Source organism: Candidatus Pelagibacter sp. PS_40 (assembly GCF_059417765.1).
Genome location: NZ_CM182064.1, coordinates 1,132,243 through 1,157,070, shown reverse-complemented (window position 1 = coordinate 1,157,070; position 24,828 = coordinate 1,132,243). Strand labels below are relative to the sequence as shown.

Sequence of the window (24,828 nt, the reverse complement as noted above, 5' to 3'; positions counted from 1 at the left end):
TCAATGCCTTTAACTCTTTACGATAAAATTTGGAATGATCATTTAGTAGATCAACAAGATGATGGTACAGCACTATTATTTGTTGATCGACATTTAGTACATGAAGTAACAAGCCCACAAGCTTTTGAAGGATTAAGAAACTCTAATAGAAAAGTTAGACAACCTGGCTTAACACTAGCAGTTGCAGACCATAATGTTCCAACTACTGATAGATCTAAAGGAATAGCGGATGCAGAGTCTAAAATTCAAGTAGATACCTTAGAAAGCAATTGTAAGGAATTTGGAGTTCAATATTTAGGAATGAATGACAAGAGACAAGGAATTGTTCACATAATTGGTCCAGAACAAGGTTTTACACAACCTGGTACAGTAATTGTTTGTGGAGATAGCCACACAGCAACACATGGTGCATTTGGTGCTTTGGCATTTGGAATTGGGACCTCAGAAGTAGAACATGTTCTAGCAACGCAAACATTAGTACAAAAAAAAGCAAAAAATTTTAGAATCAATGTTAACGGAAAACTTCCTATTGGAGTTACCTCTAAAGATGTAATCTTGCAAATTATAGGACAGATTGGAACTGCGGGAGGAACAGGATCAGTTATTGAGTATGCCGGCAGTCTAATTTCATCTTTAAGCGTAGAGCAACGAATGACTATTTGCAATATGACTATTGAAGGAGGAGCAAGAGCAGGGTTAATTGCTCCTGATGAAAAAATATTTGAATATTTAAAGGGTAAACCGATGTCTCCAAAAAATGAAAATTGGGATAAGGCTATGAAATATTGGGAAAGTTTAAAAACTGATGATGGAGCTAAATTTGATAAAGAAATCAACTTAGTTGCAGAAGATATTTTACCGATGATTACTTGGGGAACCTCTCCACAAGATGTAATCACTATAGATGGCAAAGTTCCAAATCCTAAAAATGAACAGGATGAAGATAAAAAGAACTCTTTAGAAAGATCATTAAATTATATGGGCTTAAAAGCTGATACACTAGCTACAGATATTAAGATTGATAAGGTTTTCATAGGAAGTTGTACAAATGGTAGAATTGAAGATTTAAGGGAAGCTGCCAAAATATTAAAAGATAAAAAGAAAGCGTCCCATGTTCAGGCAATGGTTGTTCCGGGCTCAGGTTTGGTTAAAGAACAAGCAGAGCAGGAAGGTTTAGATAAAATATTTATAGCTTCAGGTTTTGAATGGAGAGAGCCTGGCTGTTCTATGTGTCTTGCCATGAATGCTGATAAATTAAAACCAGGAGAAAGATGCGCCTCAACTTCAAACAGAAACTTTGAAGGAAGACAAGGTAGAGGTGGAAGAACACATTTAGTAAGTCCTGGAATGGCAGCTGCAGCTGCAATTTCTGGAAACTTAGATGATGTTAGAAAGTATCAAAACTAAAATGCAAAAATTTAATTCACTTACTAGTATCCCAGCATATTTACCAATAGTAAATATTGATACAGATATGATTATTCCAAAACAATTTCTTAAAACGATTAAAAGAACAGGGTTAGGAAAAAACTTATTTTTTGAAATGAGATACGATGATAATGGAAATGAAATTAAAGATTTTATTCTAAATCAAAAACCTCACAATCAATCAAAAATATTAATCGCAGGAAAAAATTTTGGCTGTGGCTCATCAAGAGAACATGCACCTTGGGCACTGCTAGATTTTGGAATAACATGTGTGATAAGCTCTAGTTATGCCGATATTTTTTACAGCAACTGTTTCAAAAATGGAATTTTACCAATTACTCTGCCAGAAGAAAAAATAAAAGAATTATCAGAGTATTCAAAAAGAAAAGAAGAAATTTCAATAGACTTAAATGAAGAAAAAATAATTTTTGGAAATAGTGAAATCAAGTTTGATATTGATCCTTTTAAGAAAAAATGTTTGTTAGAAGGACTTGATGATATTGCACTATCGTTAGCCAAAAAAGAAAAAATTATAACTTTTGAAGAAAATCTAAAGAATAATAAACCATGGATATTTAATGATAAAAATTAAAAAAAGAAAAATTTTACTTTTACCAGGCGATGGTATTGGACCCGAGGTTATTCAAGAAGTTAAAAAAGTTATTTTATGGTTGAATTCAAATAAATCTCTAGATTTTGAAATTGATGAAGATTTAGCTGGAGGTTGTTCTTATGACAAGCATGGGACACCAATCACGGATGAAGTTTTTTACAAAGCTCTAGAAAGTGAATTTGTTATGTTAGGTGCAGTTGGTGGACCAAAATGGGATAACTTAGAGTTTTCAAAAAAGCCTGAAAGAGCCTTATTAAAATTAAGAAAAGAATTAAAACTATTTGCAAATTTAAGACCTGCAATTTGTTTTGAACAATTAGTTGATGCCTCAACCTTAAAACCAGAAATCGTGTCTGGATTAGATATTATGATAGTTAGAGAATTAACAGGTGGAATTTATTTTGGTGAACCAAGAGGAATTAAGCCGATAGAAAATGGTGAAAGAAAAGGGATTAATACCCATTCCTACACAACTAGCGAAATAGTTAGAGTTGCAAAAGTAGCTTTTGATTTAGCAAGAAAGAGATCAAATAGAGTTACTTCATGTGAAAAGTCAAATGTAATGGAAGCAGGACAACTTTGGAAAGAAGAAGTTCAAGAACTACACGACAAAGAATATAAAGATGTAGAATTAAGTCATATGCTTGCTGATAATTGTGCAATGCAATTATTAAAAAACCCAAAGCAGTTTGATGTAATTGTTACGGACAATTTATTTGGAGACATGCTTTCCGATCAAGCCTCAATGTTAACGGGATCTCTAGGTTTATTACCATCTGCTTCTTTAGGTGCAAAAAATAAAGATGGAGAAATGAGAGCTATGTATGAGCCTATTCATGGTTCTGCACCGGATATTGCTGGAAAAGAAATTGCAAACCCAATAGCCTCAATTTTAAGTTTTGCAATGGCTTTAAGATACTCTTTAGATTTAGATAGTGAAGCTGATGCTTTAGAAAAAGCTGTGCAAGATGTCTTAAATGATGGTCTTAGAACAAAAGATATTCTTTCTCAGGGAAAAAAAGAAGTATCAACATCAGCTATGGGTGATGCAATCATTTCAAAATTGCAATAATTAAATAATTATTCTAGAGTTCTGGAATGCCAAATTATACTGCTCCAGTCGAGGACATGATGTTTCTTTTTGATAAATTAAGAAATAATAAAAATTATAATGATCTGGAAAAGTATAAAGAGGTTAATTCAGAATTAGTAAAAGATATTTTAGAAGAAGCAGCCAAGATTAATCAAAACTTAATATTACCATTAGCAAAATCAGGTGATGAAAATCCAACAGTTCTAGAGAATGGTGTGGTTAGAACACCGCCAGGCTACAAAGAAGCTTATTCTAAATATATAGAAGATGGTTGGACTTCACTTTCTTGTGATCCAAAATATGGAGGACAAGGAATGCCAAAAACAGTAAGTGCTTTTTTTGACGAAATGTTATCATCTGCAAGTTTATCATTTAAACTTTATAGTGAGTTAAGTATTGGTGCATATAATTGTATTTCTCATCACGCTACAGATGAAATAAAAGAAAAATACCTTCCAAAAATGGTTGAAGGAAAATGGAGTGGTACGATGTGCCTTACTGAACCAGTTTGTGGAACTGATTTAGGTCTTCTAAAAACTAAAGCTATTGAACAATCTGATGGAACTTTTAAGTTAAGTGGACAGAAAATTTTTATTACATCAGGTGATCAAGATTTAACTGAAAATATTATCCACTTAGTTATTGCAAGAGCAGCTGACTCACCAGCAGGCACAAAAGGAATAAGTTTATTCTTAGTACCTAAATTTTTAGTAAATGAAGATGGATCTATTGGAGCTAGAAATGGAGTTTCTACAGGGTCTATAGAAAGTAAAATGGGAATCAAAGGTTCTGCTACATGTGTATTAAATTTTGATGATGCAACTGGTTATATGATCGGATTGAAGAATAAAGGCTTAAACGCAATGTTTACTATGATGAATTTAGAGAGAATTGTTGTAGGAATCCAAGGCTTGGGGATTTCTGAAATTGCCTATCAAAACTCTTTGAGTTACGCAAAAGAACGAAAACAAGGAAAAACAAATAATACAAAATCAACTAATGGAGCAGATTTTATAATTGAACATGCAGATATTAGAAAATCTTTGCTTAATATGAAATCTATTATTGAAGGCGAAAGAGCTTTATGTTTTTGGCTGTCTCAACAAACAGAAGTTAGCCTTTATCACCCAGATGAAAAAATTAAACAAGAAGCTTCAGATCTTGTGTCGTTAATGACACCTGTGGTTAAAACGATGTTTAGTGATATGGGAATGGAAATAACCAGTGAGGCTATGCAGGTTCATGGTGGTTATGGCTATACGAAAGATCAAGGTATAGAACAGTTGTATAGAGATAATAGAATCACCCCAATTTATGAAGGAACAAATTCTATCCAAGCAGCTGATTTAGTTTTTAGAAAATTGGTAAATAAAAATGGTGATATAATTGACAAATATTTGGAACTGATCAAGAATGATTGCAGTACTGAAAATGAAAAATTAAAACCTTTTATAAAAGAATTAAAAACACATCTAGAGGTATTATCTACTTTTACTGATTGGATTAAAGAAAAAGTGCAAAACTCAAAAGACGATGCAAGCGCAGCATGCAATGACTATTTAAAAGCATTGGGGTTTGTGTCCATAGCACATGCGTGGATAAAAGTTTTAGAGGTAAGTTTTAAAGATTATGAACAAAACAAAGACTTTTATGAAGATAAAATACAGACTGCAAATTTTTATTTTAAAAGAGTTTTACCAAGAGCCGAAAGTCATTTTAAAACAGCCACATCAGGAAGTGACTATATAATGAATTTTAAATTTAGTTAATATGAGTCATTACGATACAAATTTAGATAAAAATGAGGCTAATTATGTTCCTCTTTCTCCTTTAACATTCTTAGAAAGAACTAAAGATATATATCCAAATTATGAAGCCTTAGTTTATGAAAGTAGGTCGTATACTTGGGAAGAAGTTTATAAAAGATGTGTTAAGTTTGCTAGCGCATTAGATAAATTGGGTGTGAAAACTGGAGATACAGTTTCTATAATGGCTTTCAATACACCAGAAATTTTTGAAGCACATTATTCAATACCTATGGTGGGGGCAGTAATTAATGCAATCAATACAAGACTAGACCCCAATACTATAAGTTATATTTTACAACATAGTGATGCAAAGGTTTTAATTGTAGATAGACAATTTCATGATGTAATTGAGAAGGCTTTAAAAAATGTTAAAAATAAGATTACAATTATTGATATTGACGACCAGGACATAGACACAAGTTCTTTTAAAAAAATAGGTGAACTTGAATATGAAAGTTTCTTAAACACAGGTAATGAAAATTATGAATGGAAAAAACCAAAAGATGAATGGGAAGCTATTTCATTAGGGTATACATCAGGAACTACTGGAAACCCAAAAGGAGTAGTTTATCATCACAGAGGTTCATATTTGATGGCAACAGGTAGTGTTACAGCTTGGAATATGCCCAACAAATTAAATTTTTTATGTGTTGTCCCAATGTTTCATTGCAATGGTTGGTGTTATCCTTGGACATTAGCAATGCTGCACGCAAGAGTAATTTGTTTAAGAAATATTGATGTTAAAAAGATGTTTGAACTAATTGATAAATATGAAGTAACACATTTTGGTGGAGCTCCAATAGTTTTAAATATGATTGTTAATTCTCCTAAGGAAGATCAAAAAGCCTTAAAAAGAAAAGTCAATGTTTTAACTGCAGGTGCACCTCCACCAAGTATTATTTTTGAAAAAATGGAAAATCTTGGCTTTGAGGTTATGCATGTTTATGGATTAACAGAAACTTATGGTCATATGTTGCAGTGTGCGTGGAATGATGATTGGAATTCTTTAGAAAAAGATAAAAAGAATGAAATCAAAGCAAGGCAAGGTGTACGTTACCCAAACACAGAGGGCGCTATTGTAATGGATCCAGAAACAATGAAGCCAGTACCCAAAGATGGAAAGACTATGGGTGAAATTATGATTAGAGGGAATATTGTAATGAAGGGATATTACAAAGATAAAGAAGCAACAGATAAGTCAATGGCTGGTGGATGGTTTCATTCAGGGGATTTAGCTGTGACCCATCCTGATGGATATATAAAAATTCAAGATAGATCTAAAGATATTATTATCTCTGGAGGAGAAAATATTTCTTCAATAGAAATTGAAAATGCAATTGCAAAACACCCTTCAGTTTCTTTAGCAGCTGTAGTTGCTAAACCAGATGAAAAATGGGGAGAAACACCCTGTGCTTTTGTTGAATTAATTAAAGATAAGCCAGCAACAGAAAAAGAAATAATAGATTTTTGTAGAGAAACATTGGCAGGATTTAAACTTCCTAAGAGTGTTATTTTTTGTGATTTACCAAAAACTTCAACAGGAAAAATTCAAAAATTTGAACTTAGAAAGAAAGTTAAGGAATTAAGTTGATCTTTCAAGTAGACAACAAAAAAGTCTTTGCATCAGATTCAGGCCAAGGTATTGATAAAAAAAAATCCACAATAGTTTTGCTGCATGGAAGTGGTCTCTCACATATTGTTTGGTCCTTAACAGAACAGTATTTATCAAATCAAAATTATAATGTTTTAGCAATAGATTTACCTGGACATGGAAATTCTGAAGGTGATTGTTTAAAATCAATAGAAGAAATTTCAGATTGGTTAGAAAAAGTTTTTAAAAAACTTAATGTTTCTGAATTAACAATAATAGGTCATTCCCAAGGGTGTTTGGAAGCATTGGAATATTCATTAAGGTATTCTAAAAGAGTTAAAAATTTAATATTTATAGGTGGTTCTTACAGAATGCCTGTTAATCAAGATTTAATTGATCTTGCTGAAAATGGAGATGATAAAGCAGTTCAGTTAATGATGAAATGGAGCTATGAGAATTATAAAAAATTCATTGGAGGTAATCCTGTAGAAAAAATTATTAATTCTCCAAGAAATATTAGAGAAGTTTTAGCTATCGATCTTATAGCATGTAATAATTATAAAAATGGATCTGAGGCGTTAAAGTCAATCAAGTGTCCGACACTATTTATCTTTGGTGAGCTAGATAAGATGGTTAATATTGAAAAAGGTAAGAAATTTGCAGAGCTCGTTCTTAATTCAAAAACTCATATAATTAAAAATTGTGGACATATGATTATGTTTGAAAAAGCTTTTGAAATGAGAGAAAAGATCTCTGAATTTTTAAAAAAATGAAAAATTTTTCAATAGCAAAATCAAGAAGATTAAGAAGTACTCCTTATACCTCAAGAATAGAGAAACAAGGAGTTACAGCATACACAATATATAATCATATGTTGTTACCTGCTGCATTTGGATCAATAGAGGATAGCTACAAACATTTAAAAGAACATGTTCAGATATGGGATGTCGCTGCAGAAAGACAAGTAGAAATATCAGGAAAAGACTCGGCAGAGTTAGTACAATTGATGACATGTCGGGATCTATCAAAATCTAAAATAGGCAGATGTTATTATTGTCCAATAATAGACGAAAATGGAAATTTAGTTAATGACCCAGTTGTTTTAAAACTTGATGAAAATAAATGGTGGATATCAATAGCAGATTCGGATGTAATCTTTTTTGCCAAAGGCTTAGCATCAGGACACAAATTTGATGTTAAAATTGTAGAACCAGTAGTTGATATTATGGCAATACAAGGTCCAAAATCCTTTGCGTTAATGGAAAAAGTTTTTGGAAAAAAAATTACTGAGCTAAAATTCTTTGGGTTTGATTATTTTGATTTTGAAGGCACAAAGCACCTTATAGCTAGATCAGGATGGTCTAAACAAGGAGGATATGAAGTATACGTTGAAAACACACAGTCAGGACAAAAATTGTATGACCATCTTTTTGAAGTTGGAAAAGAATTTAATGTAGGGCCAGGATGTCCGAATTTAATAGAGAGAATTGAGAGTGCACTGTTATCTTATGGTAATGATTTTGATAATAACGACAATCCATTTGAATGTGGTTTTGATCAATATGTTAGCTTAGATAGTGATATAAATTTTTTAGGAAAAGAAAAATTGAAAGAAATAAAATTAAAAGGACCCCAAAAAAAATTAAGGGGAGTTAAAATTGATATAAAAGAAATTAGTCTTACGGGATCAAAAAACATATATGATGAAAATAATAATGTGATTGGTGAATTAAGATCGGCTTGTTATTCACCTCATTTTCAAAAGGTTATAGGCATAGCAATGATCAAGAAATCCCACTGGGAAGCATCTCAAGGCTTTAAAATTCAAATAAACGATAATACCATTAATGGAAACGTTTGTGATTTACCCTTCATCTAGTATAAAAGTAAAATAATATCATGAATATAGCAATTGTAGGAGCCTCAGGTAATGTTGGAAGAAAAATGCTCGAAGTATTAGAGCAGAAAAAAATTTCAATAGACCAATTATTTTTAGTTGCCTCTTCAAGGAGTGCTGGTCAAAAAGTAAATTTTAATGGTAAGGAGCATGAGATTTTTAACTTAGAGACTTATGATTTCTCAAAAGCTGAAATTACCTTTTTTGCAGCTGGTGGAAAAATATCAGAAAAATATGCAGAAAAAGCAGCAAAACATACTACAGTAATTGATAATTCTAGCTTTTTCAGAATGGATCAAGATGTACCTTTAATTGTTCCACAAGTGAATCCAGAAGCAATTAATGTTTTAAAAAAAAATATTATTGCTAATCCAAACTGTTCTACAGCACAATTGGTAATAGCTCTAAAACCCTTACATGATGAATTTAATATAAAAAGAGTAGTTATATCAACTTATCAATCTGTATCTGGTGGTGGTAAAGCATCAATGGATGAATTGATTGAACAAACTAAATTATCATTAGATAAAAAGAAAATAAATTCTAAAAATTTTACTAAACAAATTGCATTTAATGCAATTCCTCACATAGATGTTTTTGCAGATGATGGTTACACAAAAGAAGAATTAAAGATGGTTAACGAAACAAAAAAGATTTTAGATGACAAAATTGAGCTAACTGCAACATGCGTAAGAATTCCAGTGCTAGTTTCTCATGCTGAATCTGTAAATATTGAATTTGAAAAACCATTTAGCTTACAAACAATACACTCTTTATTAGATAGTGCAGAGGGATGTGAGGTGTATGATAAAAGAGAAGATGGAGGCTACATTACTCCTTTAGAGGCAGAAGGTAAAAATGAAACTTATATTTCTAGGATTAGAGAAGATAAAACAAAAAAAAATACACTCAATATGTGGATAGTATCAGATAATTTATTAAGAGGTGCTGCACTGAATGCAGTAGAAATAGCTGAGCTTTTAATTAGGAAGAATAATGGATAATAACAACCCTTTATCACCACACATTCAAATTTATAGATGGCACATATCTTCTTTGGTTTCTATTTCTCATAGGATTACAGGAATAGTTAATATATTTGCAATAACAGTAATTTGTTTGTGGATATTTTCTTTGTTGTTAGGAGAATCTAGCTACGATCTAACAAAATTATTTTTGCAATCTATTTTTGGAAAATTTATTATTATTTGTTTAACTTGGTCTTTTAGCTTTCAGGTATTGAGTGAAATAAGACATTTAGTAATGGATCTTGGTTATGGTTTTGAACTAAAGACCACAAAGATTACAGGTTTATTTGTAATTTTTGGATCTATTTTTTTTACAATTCTATTTTATCTATTAGGAAGGAATTTTATTTAAAATGAACTCTGTAACAAAAAAATGGCTGTTCATGAAAATTAGTTCAGTAATTTTAGTACCTTTAATGATTTGGTTTATTCTAAATTTAGTTTCAATTTTTGATAAAGATTATATTGAGGTTGTTAATTTCTTTACCACTCAACCATCTAAAATTTTAGTTTCTTTAACACTAGTATTTGCTTACTTTTTTTCTGCCCTAAGTATTAGCGAAGTATTTGAAGATTATATTCAGAATGAAAAAATCAAAAATGCCGCAAACAAAGTACTTAATATTTTTGCTATAATAATGCCAATTATAACAATAACTGTAATATTGAATTTAAACTAATGAGCTCATATAAAATAATAGACCACGAATACGATGTCATCGTACTTGGTGCCGGAGGATCAGGTCTAAGAGCTGCTGTTGGTTTAAGTGAAGCTGGTTTAAAGACAGCCTGCATTTCAAAAGTATTTCCAACAAGAAGTCATACCTCAGCTGCTCAAGGAGGAATTTCTGCATCTTTAGGGAATATGGGTGAAGATGATTGGCGTTGGCATATGTATGATACTGTTAAAGGTGCTGACTGGTTAGGTGACCAAGATAGTATTGAGTATCTTTGTAAAGAAGCTCCAGCTGCTGTTATAGAATTAGAAAAATATGGAGTTCCATTTAGCAGAACTGATGATGGCAAAATTTACCAAAGACCTTTTGGTGGAATGACAAAAAATTATGGTAATGGAATTGTTCAAAGAACATGTGCAGCTGCAGATAGAACTGGACACGCAATACTTCATACTCTTTATGGACAAGCTTTAAAACATAACACTGAATTTTTTATTGAATATTTTGCTTTAGATTTATTAATGAAGGATGGTGAATGCAAAGGTCTTATTGCTTGGAATTTAAATGATGGAACAATTCATAGATTTAGAGCGCACAGCACAATAATTGCAACAGGGGGTTACGGAAAAGCTTATTATTCTGCAACCTCAGCACACACTTGTACTGGAGATGGAAATGCAATGGTTTTAAGAGCAGGCTTACCATTACAAGATATGGAATTTGTACAATTTCACCCAACAGGAATTTATGGGCACGGAACTTTAATTTCTGAAGGTGTTAGAGGTGAAGGTGGATATTTAGTTAATTCAAAAGGTGAAAGATTTATGGAGCGTTACGCACCAAAAGCTAAAGACTTAGCATCTAGAGATGTAGTAAGTAGATCAATGTCAATTGAGATTAACGAAGGAAGAGGTGTGGGTAAAGAACAGGATCATGTTCATTTACACTTAAGTCATTTAGACAAAAATATTATTGAAAGTAGACTTCCAGGAATAACGGAAGCAGCAAGATTATTTGCAAATGTTGATGTAACTAAGGAGCCAATACCAGTAGTGCCCACCGTTCATTATAATATGGGAGGTATCCCAACAAACTATAAAGCTGAAGTATTAACAGGAAATGATTCTGAAACAGTTCCAGGATTAATGGCAATTGGTGAGGCTGCCTGTGTTTCTGTTCATGGAGCAAATAGATTAGGATCTAATTCTTTAATTGACCTAGTTGTATTTGGAAGAGCTGCAGCCAAGAGAGCTGCAGAACTTGTAAAACCAGGAACTCCACACGAGGATATAGGAGAGGCTGAAACAGAAAAATGCTTAGAAAGATTTGATAAATTAAGAAACTCTAACGGTGAAAATAGTACAGCAGAACTTAGACTTTCAATGCAGAAAACTATGCAATCAAAGTGTGCTGTTTTTAGAACAGAAAAAACGCTTAAAGAGGGTGTTGATAATATTAGAAAAGCATACGATGGAATGGAATCAATTTCTGTAAAAGATAAGTCACTTGTTTTCAATACTGATTTAGTGGAAACATTGGAATTTGATAATTTGATTAGACAAGCAATTACAACAGTGGATTCTGCTTATAATAGACAAGAGAGTAGAGGTGCGCATGCAAGAGAAGATTTCCCAAAAAGAGATGATGAAAAATTTATGCAACACACTATTGCTTGGTGCAATGGAAAAGATTCAAAAATTGGATATAGACCAGTTACTAAAACAACTTTAACAAATGAAGTTCAATACTTTCCACCTCAAGAAAGAGTTTACTAGTGGTTCAAATAAATTTACCTAAAAATTCAGAAGTTCAAAAAGGTAACTATTACCAAGATAAGACTGGGTCAAAAAATATTAGAAAAGTAAATGTTTACAGATGGGATCCCTCAAATGGAGAAAACCCAAGAGTAGATACCTATGAAGTGGATATGGATAATTGTCCTTCAAAAGTATTAGATATTTTAAATAAAATTAAAAACGAAATTGACCCATCATTAGCTTATCGTAGATCGTGTGCACATGGAGTTTGTGGATCTTGTGCAATGAATATGGATGGTAAAAATGGTTTAGCATGTACAAAGCCTCATTCAGAAATTGAAGGTGATATAAATATTTATCCATTACCTCATTTAAAAGTTAAAAAAGATTTAATTGGTGATTTAAGTGGATTATACAAACAGTATGAATCAATCGAGCCATGGCTAAAAACAAATACAAAAGTTGAAACCACTGAGATATTACAAACTAAAGAAGACAGAGTAAAATTAGACGGTGCATATGAATGTATCATGTGTGCATGCTGCTCAACATCTTGTCCAAGTTATTGGTGGAATGGTGATAAATATTTAGGTCCTGCAGTTTTACTTCAGGCTTATAGATGGATAGTTGATAGTAGAGATGATGAAAAAAAAGAGAGATTAAAAAAAGTAGCTGATGAGCTTAAACTTTATAGATGTCATACTATTATGAATTGTACTAATGCTTGTCCAAAGGGATTAAATCCAGCAAAAGCTATAGCTGAATTGAAAAAAATGCTTGCAACAAGCTAATTACCCCTTTAAATAACACCATTCATGAATTTATTAGAACATTTTGTTGGCGGAAAGCTAATTTCAGGCTCTTCTGACAGAAAAAGTAAAGTTTTTAATCCAGCAACTGGTGAACAAGAGTCTGAGGTAAGATTAGCCAGTAAAACTGATCTAGATAAAGCTGTAGAAGTAGCTCAAAAAGCTTTTGAAACTTGGTCTTTAAAACCTTCACTTCAAAGAGCAAGGGTAATGTTTAAATTTAAAGAGTTAATAGAAAAAAATGCCGATGAACTTACAAAGTTAATAGTTTCAGAGCATGGGAAAGTTTATGAAGATGCCAAAGGTTCTTTAACAAGAGGACTAGAAGTTGTTGAATTTGCGTGTGGGATTCCACATTTACTTAAAGGAGAATTTTCAGAAAATGTAGGAACAAATGTAGATAGTTGGTCTATGCGACAACCACTTGGAGTTGTTGCTGGAATTACACCTTTTAATTTTCCTGCAATGGTGCCAATGTGGATGTTTCCTATTGCTATTGCATGTGGAAACACATTTATTTTAAAACCATCAGAAAAAGATCCATCTTGCCCACTAAGATTAGCAGAATTGCTAACAGAAGCAGGACTACCAGATGGTGTTTTTAATGTTGTTAATGGAGATAAAGAAGCTGTTGATGCGATTTTAACAAACAAAGATGTCAAAGCTGTAAGCTTTGTAGGCTCAACACCAATTGCAAAATATATTTATGAAAACTCTGCAAAAAATGAAAAAAGGGTTCAAGCTTTAGGTGGTGCAAAAAATCATTTAGTTGTAATGCCTGACTGTGACCTTGATGGTGCGGTAAATGGATTAATGGGTGCTGCATATGGGTCTGCAGGAGAGAGATGTATGGCACAATCAGTAGCAGTAGCTGTAGGAGATATAGGTGATGAGCTAGTTGCTCGTTTATCAAAAAAAGCTGAAGCATTAAAAGTAGGACCTGGTATGGATAAAACATCTGAGATGGGTCCACTAGTTACCAAAGAACATTTAGAAAAAGTAAAAAGTTATGTTGATCTTGGAGTTGAAGAAGGTGCTAAATTAGTTGTTGATGGAAGAAATATAAAACTTCAAGGATATGAAAATGGTTTTTTTATAGGGGGTTGTTTATTTGATCACGTTAAAAAGGATATGAGAATTTATAAAGAAGAAATATTCGGACCTGTTTTATCAGTCATAAGAGTTAAAACTTTTGAAGAAGCAACAAAGTTAATTAACGACCATGAGTATGGTAATGGAGTAAGCATTTACACAAGAGATGGTGATGCTGGAAGAACGTTTGCTAGTAAAATTCAAGTTGGTATGGTTGGAATTAATGTTCCAATACCTGTACCAATGGCATTCCATAGTTTTGGTGGATGGAAAAGATCATTATTTGGAGATAGTGCAATGCACGGAGCTGAAGGAATTAAATTTTATACAAAGCTTAAAACAGTAACATCAAGATGGCCTTCTGGAATAAGATCTAATGCAGAATTTGTCATGCCAACAATGAAATAAGGAGAGAAATGAAAAAAATATCTTTAATAGGAGCAGGTCAAATTGGGGGCACTCTTGCTCACTTAATAGGAACTAAAGAAGTAGCTGATGAGGTGGTACTTTTTGATGTTGCAAGTGGTATAGCTAAAGGAAAAGCTCTAGACATAGCTCAATCTTCCTCTGTTGATGGTTTTAATGTAAAATTTTCAGGTACAGACAATTATGAAGATATAAAAGATTCAGATGTAATAATAATCACTGCAGGAGTTCCAAGAAAACCAGGAATGAGCAGAGATGATTTATTAGGTATTAATTTAAAAATTATTAAACAAGTAGCAGAGGGTATTAAAAAAAATGCACCCAATGCATTTGTAATATGCATTACAAATCCACTAGACGTTATGGTGATGGCCTTTCAAAAATTTTCAGGCTTACCAGCAAATAAAGTAGTTGGAATGGCAGGAATTTTGGACAGCTCAAGATTTAAATTATTTTTATCCCTAGAGCTTAATGTTCCGGTAAAAGAAATTGAAGCAATGGTTATGGGAGGTCATGGAGACACAATGGTTCCCCTACCAAGATTTACAAAAGTTTCAGGTAAACCATTATTAGACTTAGTTAAAGAAGGAAAAATATCTCCAGAAAGGTTAGAAGAAATTAATCAAAGAACTAGAGATGGAGGAGCTGAGATTGTTAAATATCTAGAAAAAGGTTCTGCATTTTATGCACCAGCAGCTTCAGGTGTACAAATGGCAGAAGCATATTTAAAAGATGAAAAAAAATTACTTCCATGTGCAGTTCATTTAAATGGTGAATATGGAGTTAGTAATGTTTATGCTGGTGTACCAGTAATAATTGGTAAAGATGGTGTTGAAAAAATAGAGCAAATAGATTTAGATGAAAAAGAAAAAAAAGAATTTATGCACTCTATAGATGCTGTGAAAGCATTATGGGAAGCTGCATCTAAAATAGATCCAGATCTTTCTAAATAATGAATATTCACGAACACCAGGCCAAGCAAATTTTAAAAAAATATGGAGCGGTAGTTCCTGAAGGAGTTTTTGCTTTTACAGTTGATGAGTTGATTGAAAAAGCAAAATCATTAAAAACAGAAAAATTTGTTTTAAAAGCACAAATTCATGCTGGTGGACGAGGTAAAGCTGGAGGTGTAAAAATTTTAAACACAATTGATGAATTAAGTGTTGCTGCAAAAGAATTGCTTGGAAAAACACTCGTAACACATCAAACTGGCCCAGCAGGAAGAGAAGTAAAAAGATTATATGTAGAAGAGTCCTCTAATATTGATAAAGAATTTTATTTATCTTGTTTAGTAGATAGAGCAAGTTCAAAAATAGTATTTATATCCAGCGATCAAGGTGGAATGGACATTGAAGAAGTTGCAGAAAAAACTCCAGAAAAAATTATAACAACTAAAATAGATATTACTGATGAAATTTCTGATGCTGACTGTGAAAAAATAATTGCAATTTATGCTTTAGCAGATGATGCAAAAAAACAAGCAATAGCGCTGATAAAATCAGTATATAAAATGTTTTTAGGCACAGACGCCAACATGGTTGAAGTTAACCCACTAATATTAACTAAAGAAAAAAAAATAATTTGTTTAGATGCAAAAGTTAATTTTGACTCTAATGCTTTATTTAGACATCCTGAAATAATCGAGCTTAGGGATTTAAATGAAGAAGATCCCACAGAAATAGATGCGAGTAAACACGATCTTGCTTACATAAAGCTAGATGGAAGCATTGGCTGCATGGTCAATGGAGCAGGTCTTGCAATGGCAACAATGGATATAATTAAATTATATGGTGAAGAGCCAGCAAATTTTTTAGATGTTGGAGGAGGAGCTTCAAAAGAAAAAGTTTCAGCTGCTCTTAAGATTATTCTTTCGGACAAAAATGTTAAAGGCATATTAATAAACATTTTTGGGGGAATTATGAGATGTGATGTCCTTGCTCAAGGTGTTGTTGATGCTGCCAAAGAAATAAATATAAGTGTTCCATTAGTAGTTAGACTTGCAGGAACAAACTTTAAAGAAGGAAAAGAAATTTTAGATAATTCAGGATTAAAATTAATTTCAGCAGAAAATTTAGATGATGCTGCACAAAAAATAGTAGAGGCTATAAAATAGAATGTCAGTTTTAATTGATAAAAATACAAAAGTTATATGCCAAGGTTTTACAGGTACACATGGAACTTTTCATTCAGAACAAGCATTAAAATATGGAACTAATCTTGTGGGTGGAGTTACTCCAAAAAAGGGAGGACAAAAACATCTTGACCGTCCAGTATTTAATACTGTAGCTGAAGCAAAACAAGAAGTTGGCGCTGATGCAACTATGATTTATGTGCCAGCAAAATTTGCAGCGGCAGCTATTATAGAAGCAATTGATGCATCCATTGAGCTTATAGTTTGTATTACCGAAGGTGTACCAATTCAAGATATGCTTCGTGTAAAACAAAAGCTAAATAATTCAAAAAGCAGATTGATAGGACCTAATTGTCCAGGAATAATTACTCCTGATGAATGTAAGATTGGGATTATGCCTGGAAATATTCACAAGAAAGGTTCTGTGGGAATTGTTTCAAGATCAGGAACTTTAACTTATGAGGCAGTTGCACAAACAACTGAAAATGGATTAGGACAATCTACTTGTATAGGAATTGGTGGAGATCCAATAAATGGAACAAACTTTATTGATTGTTTAGATTTATTTTTAAATGATGCTGAGACGGAATCTATTCTTATGATTGGTGAAATTGGTGGTTCTGCAGAAGAAGAAGCGGCTGAATTTGTTAAAAACCATAAAATAAAAAAACCTATGGTTGGATTTGTTGCTGGAATAACCGCACCTCCAGGAAGAACAATGGGTCATGCAGGAGCTATTATTTCAGGTGGTAAGGGCGGAGCAGAAGATAAGATAAAAAAAATGGAAGAATGTGGAATTACAATTGCAAAATCACCATCAGAACTTGGCAAAACATTATTTAATAAATTATCTAATTGAAAATTATTTATCTGATATTATATCAATAGAATAGATGTCATCATCAAAAAGTCTCGAATTCGAAAAAACTTCATTTCTTAGTAAGTCTAACAGTGCATTTATAGAGCAAATGTATTTAAAGTTTATAAATAAAGACAAAGATCTTCCTGAAAGCTGGCAAAATTATTTTGAGGGTATGAGTGAAGATTTAAGTATGATTGCCAAAGAAATTAATGGTCCATCATGGAATATAAAAAAAAAAATTGATATTGATGAAGTTGAAAAAAGGATTGAAGAAGATGAAAAAAAACTTTCTAATGAAGGCAACATTGCAAAAGTTAATTCAAAAGATTTAGTCAAAAGCAATATTAACTCAATTAGAGCTGTTGCGTTAATTAGAGCATATAGACAAAGAGGACATTTATTAGCTAAGCTTGATCCTCTAGGAATGATGGAAACAGAATATCTAGATGAACTTCATCCTGAGCATTATGGATTTAAAAAAGAAAATTATGATGAGAAAATTTATTTAGATGGCGTAATTAATAAAGAACACTCTTCTATAAAAGAAATATTAAATTTCCTAAATAAAACTTACTGTGGTCCAATTGGTTATGAATATATGCACATATCAAACCCAACAGAAAGAAAATGGCTTAGAGATAGAATTGAGCAAGATGAGAACTCTCTTCAATTTACGAAAAATGGTAAAGAAGCTATTTTAATGAAACTAATTCAAGCAGAAGGTTTTGAAAAATTTTTACATAAAAAATATGTGGGTACAAAAAGATTTGGTTTAGATGGGGGAGAAGGCTTAATACCTGCGCTAGAACAAATAATTAAAATTGGTGGGCAAGCTGAAGTTAAAGAAGTAAAAATTGGTATGTCTCATCGAGGAAGACTTAATGTATTAGCAAATGTATTACAAAAATCTTACAAAAGAATATTTAATGAATTTGCAGGAGATATTCAAACATCAGGGGAAGAAGGTGCGGGAGATGTAAAATACCATCTAGGGGCATCATCAAATAGAGAGTTTGATGGCAATTCTGTGCATGTTAGTCTTACAGATAACCCTTCACATTTAGAAGCAGTCAATCCTGTGGTACTAGGACAAACTCGAGCAAAACAATTTTTTCACAAAGATAAAGAAAGAAATAAAGTTATACCAATTCTGATACATGGAGATGCAGCCTTTGCTGGACAAGGAGTTGTGGCTGAATGTTTTGCCATGTCTGGTTTACCAGGCCATAATACAGGTGGTACAATTCATATTATTGTTAATAATCAAATAGGCTTTACTACAAGCCCAAGATTTGCAAGGTCATCACCATATCCATCTGATGTTGCAAAAATGGTAGACGCTCCAATACTTCATGTGAATGGAGATGATCCAGAAGCAGTTGTTTATGCAACAAGGATTGCAACAGAATTTAGATTAAAATTTAATAGAGACGTAGTGGTTGATTTAATCTGTTATAGAAGATTCGGACATAATGAAGGAGACGAACCTTCTTTTACACAGCCATTGATGTATAAAAAGATTAGGTCTCACCCCACACCAGTTGAGCTGTATGGGAAAAAATTAGTAAATGAAAATACACTTTCAGAAAGTGAGTTAAGTAAATTTAAAACAGATTTTAAAAATTTGCTTGATGATCAATATAAAAATGCAAAAGACTATAAACCAAAAATAGAATGGTATGAGGGAACATGGTCAAGATATAAACCAGAAAAAGGAAAAGATAAAAGAGGTGTAAGTGGCTATGATCAACAAAAACTTTTAGAAATTTCTGAAAAAATTAATGCAACTCCAGAAAAATTAAAATTACATAAAACTATTGTTAAAATTTTAGATGCTAGGAAAGCATCGGTATCTAATGGAAAAGGTATTGACTGGTCAACCGCTGAAGCACTAGCATTTGGATCATTGTTAGAAGAAGGTTATCCAGTAAGATTAGTTGGACAAGATTCTGGTAGAGGAACATTTAGTCAAAGACATTCAGTTTTGAGGAATCAAGAAGACAACTCTAGATATATACCTTTAAATAATATTTCAAAAAATCAAATGAGATACGAAATAGTTGATAGTTTTTTATCAGAATTAGCAGTTTTAGGTTTTGAGTATGGATATAGTTTAGTTGAACCTAATACTTTAACTATTTGGGAAGCACAATTTGGAGATTTTGCAAATGGAGCTCAAGTAGTTATTGATCAGTTTATTGCATCAGGAGAAAGAAAATGGACTAGAGCATCTGGGCTAGTAATGCTTTTACCTCATGGATATGAAGGCCAAGGACCAGAACACTCTTCAGCAAGACTAGAAAGATTTTTACAACTATGCGCAAATGACAACTTACAAGTATTGAATTGCACGACACCTGCAAATTATTATCATGCTTTAAGACGACAAATGCATAGAGAATTTAGAAAGCCATTAATAATAATGACTCCAAAATCTTTATTAAGAAATAAGCATTGTGTTTCAAATATAGAAGACTTTGGTAAAGATAACTTTTTTCATAGAATTTTATGGGATCATGCACTAGATGAAGAAAATGGATTTATAAAATTAAAAGAAAGCTCAAAAATTAAAAAAGTAATTTTATGTTCAGGAAAAGTTTATTTTGATCTACTAGAAGCAAGAGAAAAACTTAAGAAAGACGATGTAGTATTGTACAGAATTGAACAACTTTATCCTTTTCCGGTAAAAAGTTTAGTTAGAGAAATTAAAAAATATGCAAAAAATGCTAATTTTTATTGGTGCCAAGAAGAACCAAAAAATATGGGGGCATGGTTTTCTGTAAGAGATTATATACAATGGACATTAGAAACTATTAACGCTAATAATACTGGAATTTCTTATATAGGAAGAAGCCCAGACGCGTCTCCAGCTACAGGTTATGCAAAAAGACATCTTGCCCAACAACAAGAAATTATAAAAAAGGTTTTTGAATAAAAATGAGCGAAAAAATTTTAGTACCAGTTCTTGGAGAAAGCATTACTGAAGCGACAGTTGCTAAGTGGCTTAAGAAAGAAGGCGATACAGTGGTAGCTGATGAGGCAATTGTAGAATTAGAAACTGATAAAGTTAATTTAGAAGTACCATCTCCAATTGATGGGGTTTTGTCCGAAATAAATTCTAAAGATGGAGAAACAGTCGAAGTAGGTGCTCTTCTTGGTATGATAAGTCAAAATGGAGCTCAACCATCTGAAAAAAAGATAATTACAAAAATTGAACCTAAGAAAACAGAAAATAATGTAGTTAATTTAGAAATTAAAAAAGAAGCTCCTAAAGTTCTTAAAGAACCTGAAGAGGAAGAGCCATTGGTATTAACCAATGAGGTTAAAGAGGAGAAAACTAATTCTTCAAATAATAATAATGAAATACTTTCACCAGCAGTAAGAAAAATTGTAGTTGAAAATAAAATTGATTTAAAAAAAGTTAGTGGCTCTGGTAAAGAGGGTAGAGTTCTTAAAGGTGACCTAATTAGTATGATGGGAGAGAACCCTCAACCATCAGAAAGAAAAATTAAATATGGTCAAGAAGAGAGAATTAAAATGTCTAGGCTTAGACAAACAATTGCAAAAAGATTAAAACAAGCACAAGAAAATGCAGCATTATTAACAACTTTCAATGAAGTTGATATGACTGGCATAATGGAAATGAGAAAAGAGAACCAGGAAGACTTCCAAAACAGGTACGGAATTAAATTAGGGTTCATGTCATTTTTTGTAAAAGCATGTGTTGCTGCACTAAAAATGTATCCATCAGTTAATGCTGAAATTGATGGAGATGAAATTATTTATAAAAATTATTATAATATGAGTTTTGCAGTAGGAACTGAAAAAGGATTAGTAGTACCAGTATTAAGGGATGCAGATCAATTGTCATTTGCTGATATTGAAAAAAATATTAAAACTATTTCTGAAAAAGCGAGAGATGGAAAAATAACCATAGAAGACCTTCAGGGTGGAACTTTTACAATTAGTAATGGTGGAGTGTATGGTTCAATGTTATCTACTCCAATATTAAACTTACCTCAATCTGGTGTATTAGGTATGCATAATATAGTCGAAAGACCAATGGTAGTTGATGGTGAGATTAAAATAAGACCTATTATGTATCTTGCCTTATCTTATGATCACAGAATTATAGATGGAAAAGAGTCAGTATCATTCTTAAAAATGGTTAAAGAAAATTTAGAGGATCCAAGAAGGTTATTTTTAAATATTTAAATGTCAGATAAATTTCAAGCAGTAGTAATAGGTGGTGGTCCAGGAGGCTATGTGTGTGCGATAAGATTAGCACAATTAGGACTTAAAACTGCATGTATAGAATCAAGAGGTTCATTAGGTGGAACCTGTTTAAATGTTGGGTGCATACCTTCTAAAAATTTATTAAATATTTCTGAAAATTATCATAAGGCGCAAAATTTTTCTAAACTTGGCATAGAGGTGGGTGAGGTAAAGCTCAATCTTCAAAAAATGATGCAAAATAAGGATAAAGCAGTAACAATTTTGACTAAAGGTGTTGAATTTTTATTCAAGAAAAACAAAGTCACTTACTTTAAGGGTACCGGAAGTTTTAAATCTGCAAATAAAATTTCAATATTAGATGATCAAAAAAAAGAAACTATAATTGAAACAGATAAAACAGTCGTTAGCACCGGGTCAGTTCCAGTTGCATTACCAGGTATAGAATTTGATGAAAAAATAATTGTATCTTCAACAGGAGCATTAACTTTAGAAACTGTGCCAAAAAAAATGGTTGTAGTTGGTGGTGGTTATATAGGGTTGGAGATGGGATCTGTTTGGTCCAGATTAGGTGCTGAGGTTCATGTGGTTGAATTTTTAGAGCATATTACTCCTGGTATGGATAGAGAAATATCTACAGAGTTTATGAAAATATTAAAGAAACAAGGAATTAATTTTCATATGCAGACAAAAGTAGAAGGAATTAAAAAAAATGCTAATGGTGCTATAGTTTCAACATCAGATAAAGATGGAAAAAAAGCAGATTTTGATTGTGATGTAGTTCTTATATCAGTTGGTAGAAAACCTAATACAACTAACTTAAATTTAGAAGCAATTGGTGTTGAATTAGATGAAAAGAAAAGAATTAAAACTGACAAAACATTTCAAACAAATATTAAGAATGTATATGCTATTGGAGATGTAATTGATGGACCGATGCTTGCTCACAAAGCTGAAGATGAAGGTATTGCAGTTGCAGAAAATATTGCAGGACAATCAGGACATGTTAATTATGATATTATTCCTGGAGTAGTTTATACAACACCAGAGGTTGCTTCAATTGGGAAAACAGAAGAACAATTAAAAGAAGCAAATACTAAATATAAAATTGGTAAATTTTCATTTATGGCAAATTCAAGAGCTAAAGCAATTGATGAAGCAGAAGGTTTTGTGAAAATCTTAGCTGATGAAAAAACAGATAGAGTTTTAGGAGCACATATTATTGGACCTCATGCAGGTGAATTAATTGGAGAAATTGGAGTAGCAATGGAGTTTGGTGCTAGCGCTGAAGATATTGCAAGAACGTGTCATGCACATCCAACATTCTCAGAAGCTGTAAAAGAAGCAGCTTTATCAGTAGATAAAAGAGCAATACACTCTTAAAGTATTTTCATATTATAAAAATATGAAAGTACCGATTCTTATACCAAATATTTTTAATCATCCATTTACCTATAATTCAGATTTAAATTTAAAAGTTGGAGACTACGTGGCAGTGCCTTTTGGAAAGTCAGAGGTGACTGGAGTTGTATGGGATGATTTTGAAAAAAAAACAAACAAAAATTTTGCTATTAAAAAAGTTTTAAGAAAATTAGATGTTCCACCATTAAAGAAAAATACAATTAAATTCTTAAATTGGTTTTCTGAATACAATATGACCCCTAAAGGTATGGCATTAAAATTGTTATTATTAAGTAGTGGCGCCATAGAAAAGTTACCAATTGAAGCTTATGATTCATTTAAAATTGATATCAAAGAAAATGAAATAAAACTTTCTAAAGAACAAAAAAATTCATTAAAAAAAATGAATGTATTAAATCAAAAATTTAGAGTTCATGTTTTACAAGGCACTACCGGCTCAGGTAAAACAATGGTCTATTTTGAAGCTTTAAAAGAGATAATTAATAAGGGTTTTCAGGGGTTAATTCTATTACCTGAAATCGGATTAACAGGACAATTTCAAAATAAATTTATAGAATTTTTTGGTTTCAAGCCTGCTGTGTGGCACTCAGGTATTACAAAAAAAAATAAAGAAATTATTTGGAGTGGAATAGCAAATGATAAAATTAAAGTTGTAATTGGTGCTCGGTCCTCATTATTTTTACCTTTTAAAAAACTAGGATTAATCATTGTTGATGAAGAACATGATCAATCTTATAAGCAAGATGAGGGAGTAACTTATAACGCAAGAGATATGGCAATTTCTAGAGCATCCTTTGAAAATATTCCAATCAATTTAATAACAGCCGTACCCTCTATTGAAACTTATGACAATATTAAAAAAGGCAAATATAGTTTATCAAAACTTGATCAAAGATATTTAAATGCATCTTTGCCAAAATATGAAATAATTAATCTAAATAATTCCAAACTTGAATCTCAATCCTGGATATCTAAAGAAACAATTGAGAAAGTAAAAGTTCATCTTGAAAAAAAAGATCAAGTATTATTTTTTTTAAATAGAAGAGGATTTTCACCCCATGTTTTATGTAAAAAATGTTTTACTAGTTATTCATGTCCAAATTGTTCAATAAATTTAGTTTATCACAAAAACAAACAAAATTTATTATGTCACTACTGTGGATACAAAACTTTACTAAATAGGGACTGCTCAAAAGAAGGAAAATGTGATTTTATTTTTAGTGGGCCTGGAGTTGAAAGGATATCAGAAGAAGTAAAAAAAATTTTTCCCACCAAGGAAACAACTATATTTTCTAGCGATACAATGAATAAAAAAAGTTCAGCAGATGTTTTAGAAAAAATTATAGATAACAAAATTCAAATTTTAATTGGAACTCAATTAATTTCTAAAGGATTTCACTTTCCAAGTTTAAATTGTATTGTTGTTGTTGATATCGATTTATCATCACAAGGTCACGACCTAAGAGGTGCTGAAAAGAATTTACAATTATATCATCAACTTTCAGGTAGAGCAGGAAGAACAGGAAAGCCAGCAACTGTTTATTTTCAAACTTATAATTTAGATACCAAAATGATAACAGACATTACCAATAAAGATCCTGATATTTTTTTAGATAAAGAACTTGAAATTAGAAGGGAAAATAACCTTCCACCGTTTCAAAGATTTATTGCCTTAATAATTACCGGTAATAATGAAAGAGAACTTGAAAAAGAGGCTTATAAATTTAAAAGTTTTATAGAAAGTGCTGTTGATGGAAGAGTGCTTGGTCCTGTAAATGCACCTATATTTAGATTAAAAAGAAGGTTTAGAGTAAGACTTTTGATCAGGGGTCGAAAATCTCTCAAGGTTCAAAATTCCCTTTCAAAAGTCATTGAAAAATTCAAATTTCCAGCTGGAATGAAACTAACGGTTGATGTTGACCCAATAAACTTCAATTAACAAAGAAAAAACAAGACTTTTA

At 31.9% G+C, this 24,828-nt stretch carries 20 protein-coding genes; all 20 read left to right on the top strand.

All coding sequences use genetic code 11. The annotated features are described in order from the left end of the window. The first annotated feature begins 3 nt into the window (after positions 1-3). Genes leuC through priA form a run of 20 tightly spaced genes read left to right on the top strand, consistent with a single transcriptional unit; the run spans position 4 to position 24,806 of the window. Entirely contained in the window at positions 4-1,407 is a 1,404-nt protein-coding gene (gene leuC, locus AC5SLW_RS06100) for a 3-isopropylmalate dehydratase large subunit (protein ID WP_006997657.1), read from the top strand. 1 nt (position 1,408) lies between these two features. Further along, on the top strand, positions 1,409-2,020 hold the full coding sequence (gene leuD, locus AC5SLW_RS06095; RefSeq protein ID WP_011281572.1) for a 3-isopropylmalate dehydratase small subunit: 612 nt from the start codon (positions 1,409-1,411) through the stop codon (positions 2,018-2,020). Then, entirely contained in the window at positions 2,007-3,113 is a 1,107-nt protein-coding gene (gene leuB / locus AC5SLW_RS06090; RefSeq protein WP_006997659.1) for a 3-isopropylmalate dehydrogenase, read from the top strand. Before leuD ends, leuB begins: the two co-directional genes overlap by 14 nt. 26 nt (positions 3,114-3,139) lie before the next feature. Then, positions 3,140-4,903, top strand: a complete 1,764-nt coding sequence (locus tag AC5SLW_RS06085; RefSeq protein WP_018413623.1) for an acyl-CoA dehydrogenase C-terminal domain-containing protein — start codon at positions 3,140-3,142, stop codon at positions 4,901-4,903. A gap of 1 nt (position 4,904) precedes the next feature. Continuing rightward, positions 4,905-6,533, top strand: a complete 1,629-nt coding sequence (locus AC5SLW_RS06080; protein ID WP_018413622.1) for an acyl-CoA synthetase — start codon at positions 4,905-4,907, stop codon at positions 6,531-6,533. Further along, on the top strand, positions 6,530-7,306 hold the full coding sequence (locus tag AC5SLW_RS06075) for an alpha/beta fold hydrolase (protein WP_006997662.1): 777 nt from the start codon (positions 6,530-6,532) through the stop codon (positions 7,304-7,306). Before AC5SLW_RS06080 ends, AC5SLW_RS06075 begins: the two co-directional genes overlap by 4 nt. Beyond that, positions 7,303-8,412 carry a dimethylsulfoniopropionate demethylase gene (locus AC5SLW_RS06070; RefSeq protein ID WP_011281570.1) on the top strand — a complete coding sequence of 370 codons (1,110 nt, stop codon included), beginning with the start codon at positions 7,303-7,305 and terminating at the stop codon, positions 8,410-8,412. The genes AC5SLW_RS06075 and AC5SLW_RS06070 overlap by 4 nt, the downstream gene beginning before the upstream one ends. Positions 8,413-8,432: 20 nt before the next feature. After that, on the top strand, positions 8,433-9,434 hold the full coding sequence (locus tag AC5SLW_RS06065; RefSeq protein WP_018413621.1) for an aspartate-semialdehyde dehydrogenase: 1,002 nt from the start codon (positions 8,433-8,435) through the stop codon (positions 9,432-9,434). Next, the gene (gene sdhC, locus AC5SLW_RS06060; protein WP_011281568.1) at positions 9,427-9,810 is read left to right on the top strand and encodes a succinate dehydrogenase, cytochrome b556 subunit; all 384 of its coding nucleotides are present in this window, start codon (positions 9,427-9,429) and stop codon (positions 9,808-9,810) included. The genes AC5SLW_RS06065 and sdhC overlap by 8 nt, the downstream gene beginning before the upstream one ends. 1 nt (position 9,811) lies before the next feature. Beyond that, positions 9,812-10,138 carry a succinate dehydrogenase, hydrophobic membrane anchor protein gene (gene sdhD, locus AC5SLW_RS06055; RefSeq protein ID WP_018413620.1) on the top strand — a complete coding sequence of 109 codons (327 nt, stop codon included), beginning with the start codon at positions 9,812-9,814 and terminating at the stop codon, positions 10,136-10,138. Further along, positions 10,138-11,910, top strand: coding sequence for a succinate dehydrogenase flavoprotein subunit (gene sdhA, locus AC5SLW_RS06050; RefSeq protein WP_011281566.1), 1,773 nt, complete (start codon positions 10,138-10,140; stop codon positions 11,908-11,910). Before sdhD ends, sdhA begins: the two co-directional genes overlap by 1 nt. Continuing rightward, the gene (locus AC5SLW_RS06045) at positions 11,910-12,683 is read left to right on the top strand and encodes a succinate dehydrogenase iron-sulfur subunit (protein ID WP_011281565.1); all 774 of its coding nucleotides are present in this window, start codon (positions 11,910-11,912) and stop codon (positions 12,681-12,683) included. Before sdhA ends, AC5SLW_RS06045 begins: the two co-directional genes overlap by 1 nt. Before the next feature lie 24 nt (positions 12,684-12,707). Next, the gene (locus AC5SLW_RS06040; RefSeq protein ID WP_011281564.1) at positions 12,708-14,201 is read left to right on the top strand and encodes a CoA-acylating methylmalonate-semialdehyde dehydrogenase; all 1,494 of its coding nucleotides are present in this window, start codon (positions 12,708-12,710) and stop codon (positions 14,199-14,201) included. Positions 14,202-14,209: 8 nt separating this feature from the next. Next, the gene (gene mdh, locus AC5SLW_RS06035; protein WP_011281563.1) at positions 14,210-15,172 is read left to right on the top strand and encodes a malate dehydrogenase; all 963 of its coding nucleotides are present in this window, start codon (positions 14,210-14,212) and stop codon (positions 15,170-15,172) included. After that, positions 15,172-16,332, top strand: coding sequence for an ADP-forming succinate--CoA ligase subunit beta (sucC, locus tag AC5SLW_RS06030; protein WP_011281562.1), 1,161 nt, complete (start codon positions 15,172-15,174; stop codon positions 16,330-16,332). Before mdh ends, sucC begins: the two co-directional genes overlap by 1 nt. A gap of 1 nt (position 16,333) precedes the next feature. Further along, complete coding sequence (gene sucD, locus AC5SLW_RS06025; RefSeq protein WP_011281561.1) at positions 16,334-17,209, top strand: succinate--CoA ligase subunit alpha; 876 nt, start codon at positions 16,334-16,336, stop codon at positions 17,207-17,209. A 34-nt stretch (positions 17,210-17,243) separates the two neighbouring features. After that, a complete protein-coding gene (locus AC5SLW_RS06020) occupies positions 17,244-20,147 on the top strand; it encodes a 2-oxoglutarate dehydrogenase E1 component (protein ID WP_494574975.1) in 2,904 nt (967 codons plus the stop codon). A 2-nt stretch (positions 20,148-20,149) separates the two neighbouring features. Beyond that, entirely contained in the window at positions 20,150-21,427 is a 1,278-nt protein-coding gene (gene odhB / locus AC5SLW_RS06015; protein WP_494574973.1) for a 2-oxoglutarate dehydrogenase complex dihydrolipoyllysine-residue succinyltransferase, read from the top strand. Next, positions 21,428-22,828, top strand: a complete 1,401-nt coding sequence (gene lpdA, locus AC5SLW_RS06010) for a dihydrolipoyl dehydrogenase (protein ID WP_494574971.1) — start codon at positions 21,428-21,430, stop codon at positions 22,826-22,828. It begins immediately after the preceding gene. Between the two features lie 22 nt (positions 22,829-22,850). After that, positions 22,851-24,806 carry a replication restart helicase PriA gene (priA, locus tag AC5SLW_RS06005; protein WP_494574969.1) on the top strand — a complete coding sequence of 652 codons (1,956 nt, stop codon included), beginning with the start codon at positions 22,851-22,853 and terminating at the stop codon, positions 24,804-24,806. Positions 24,807-24,828 lie beyond the last annotated feature (22 nt).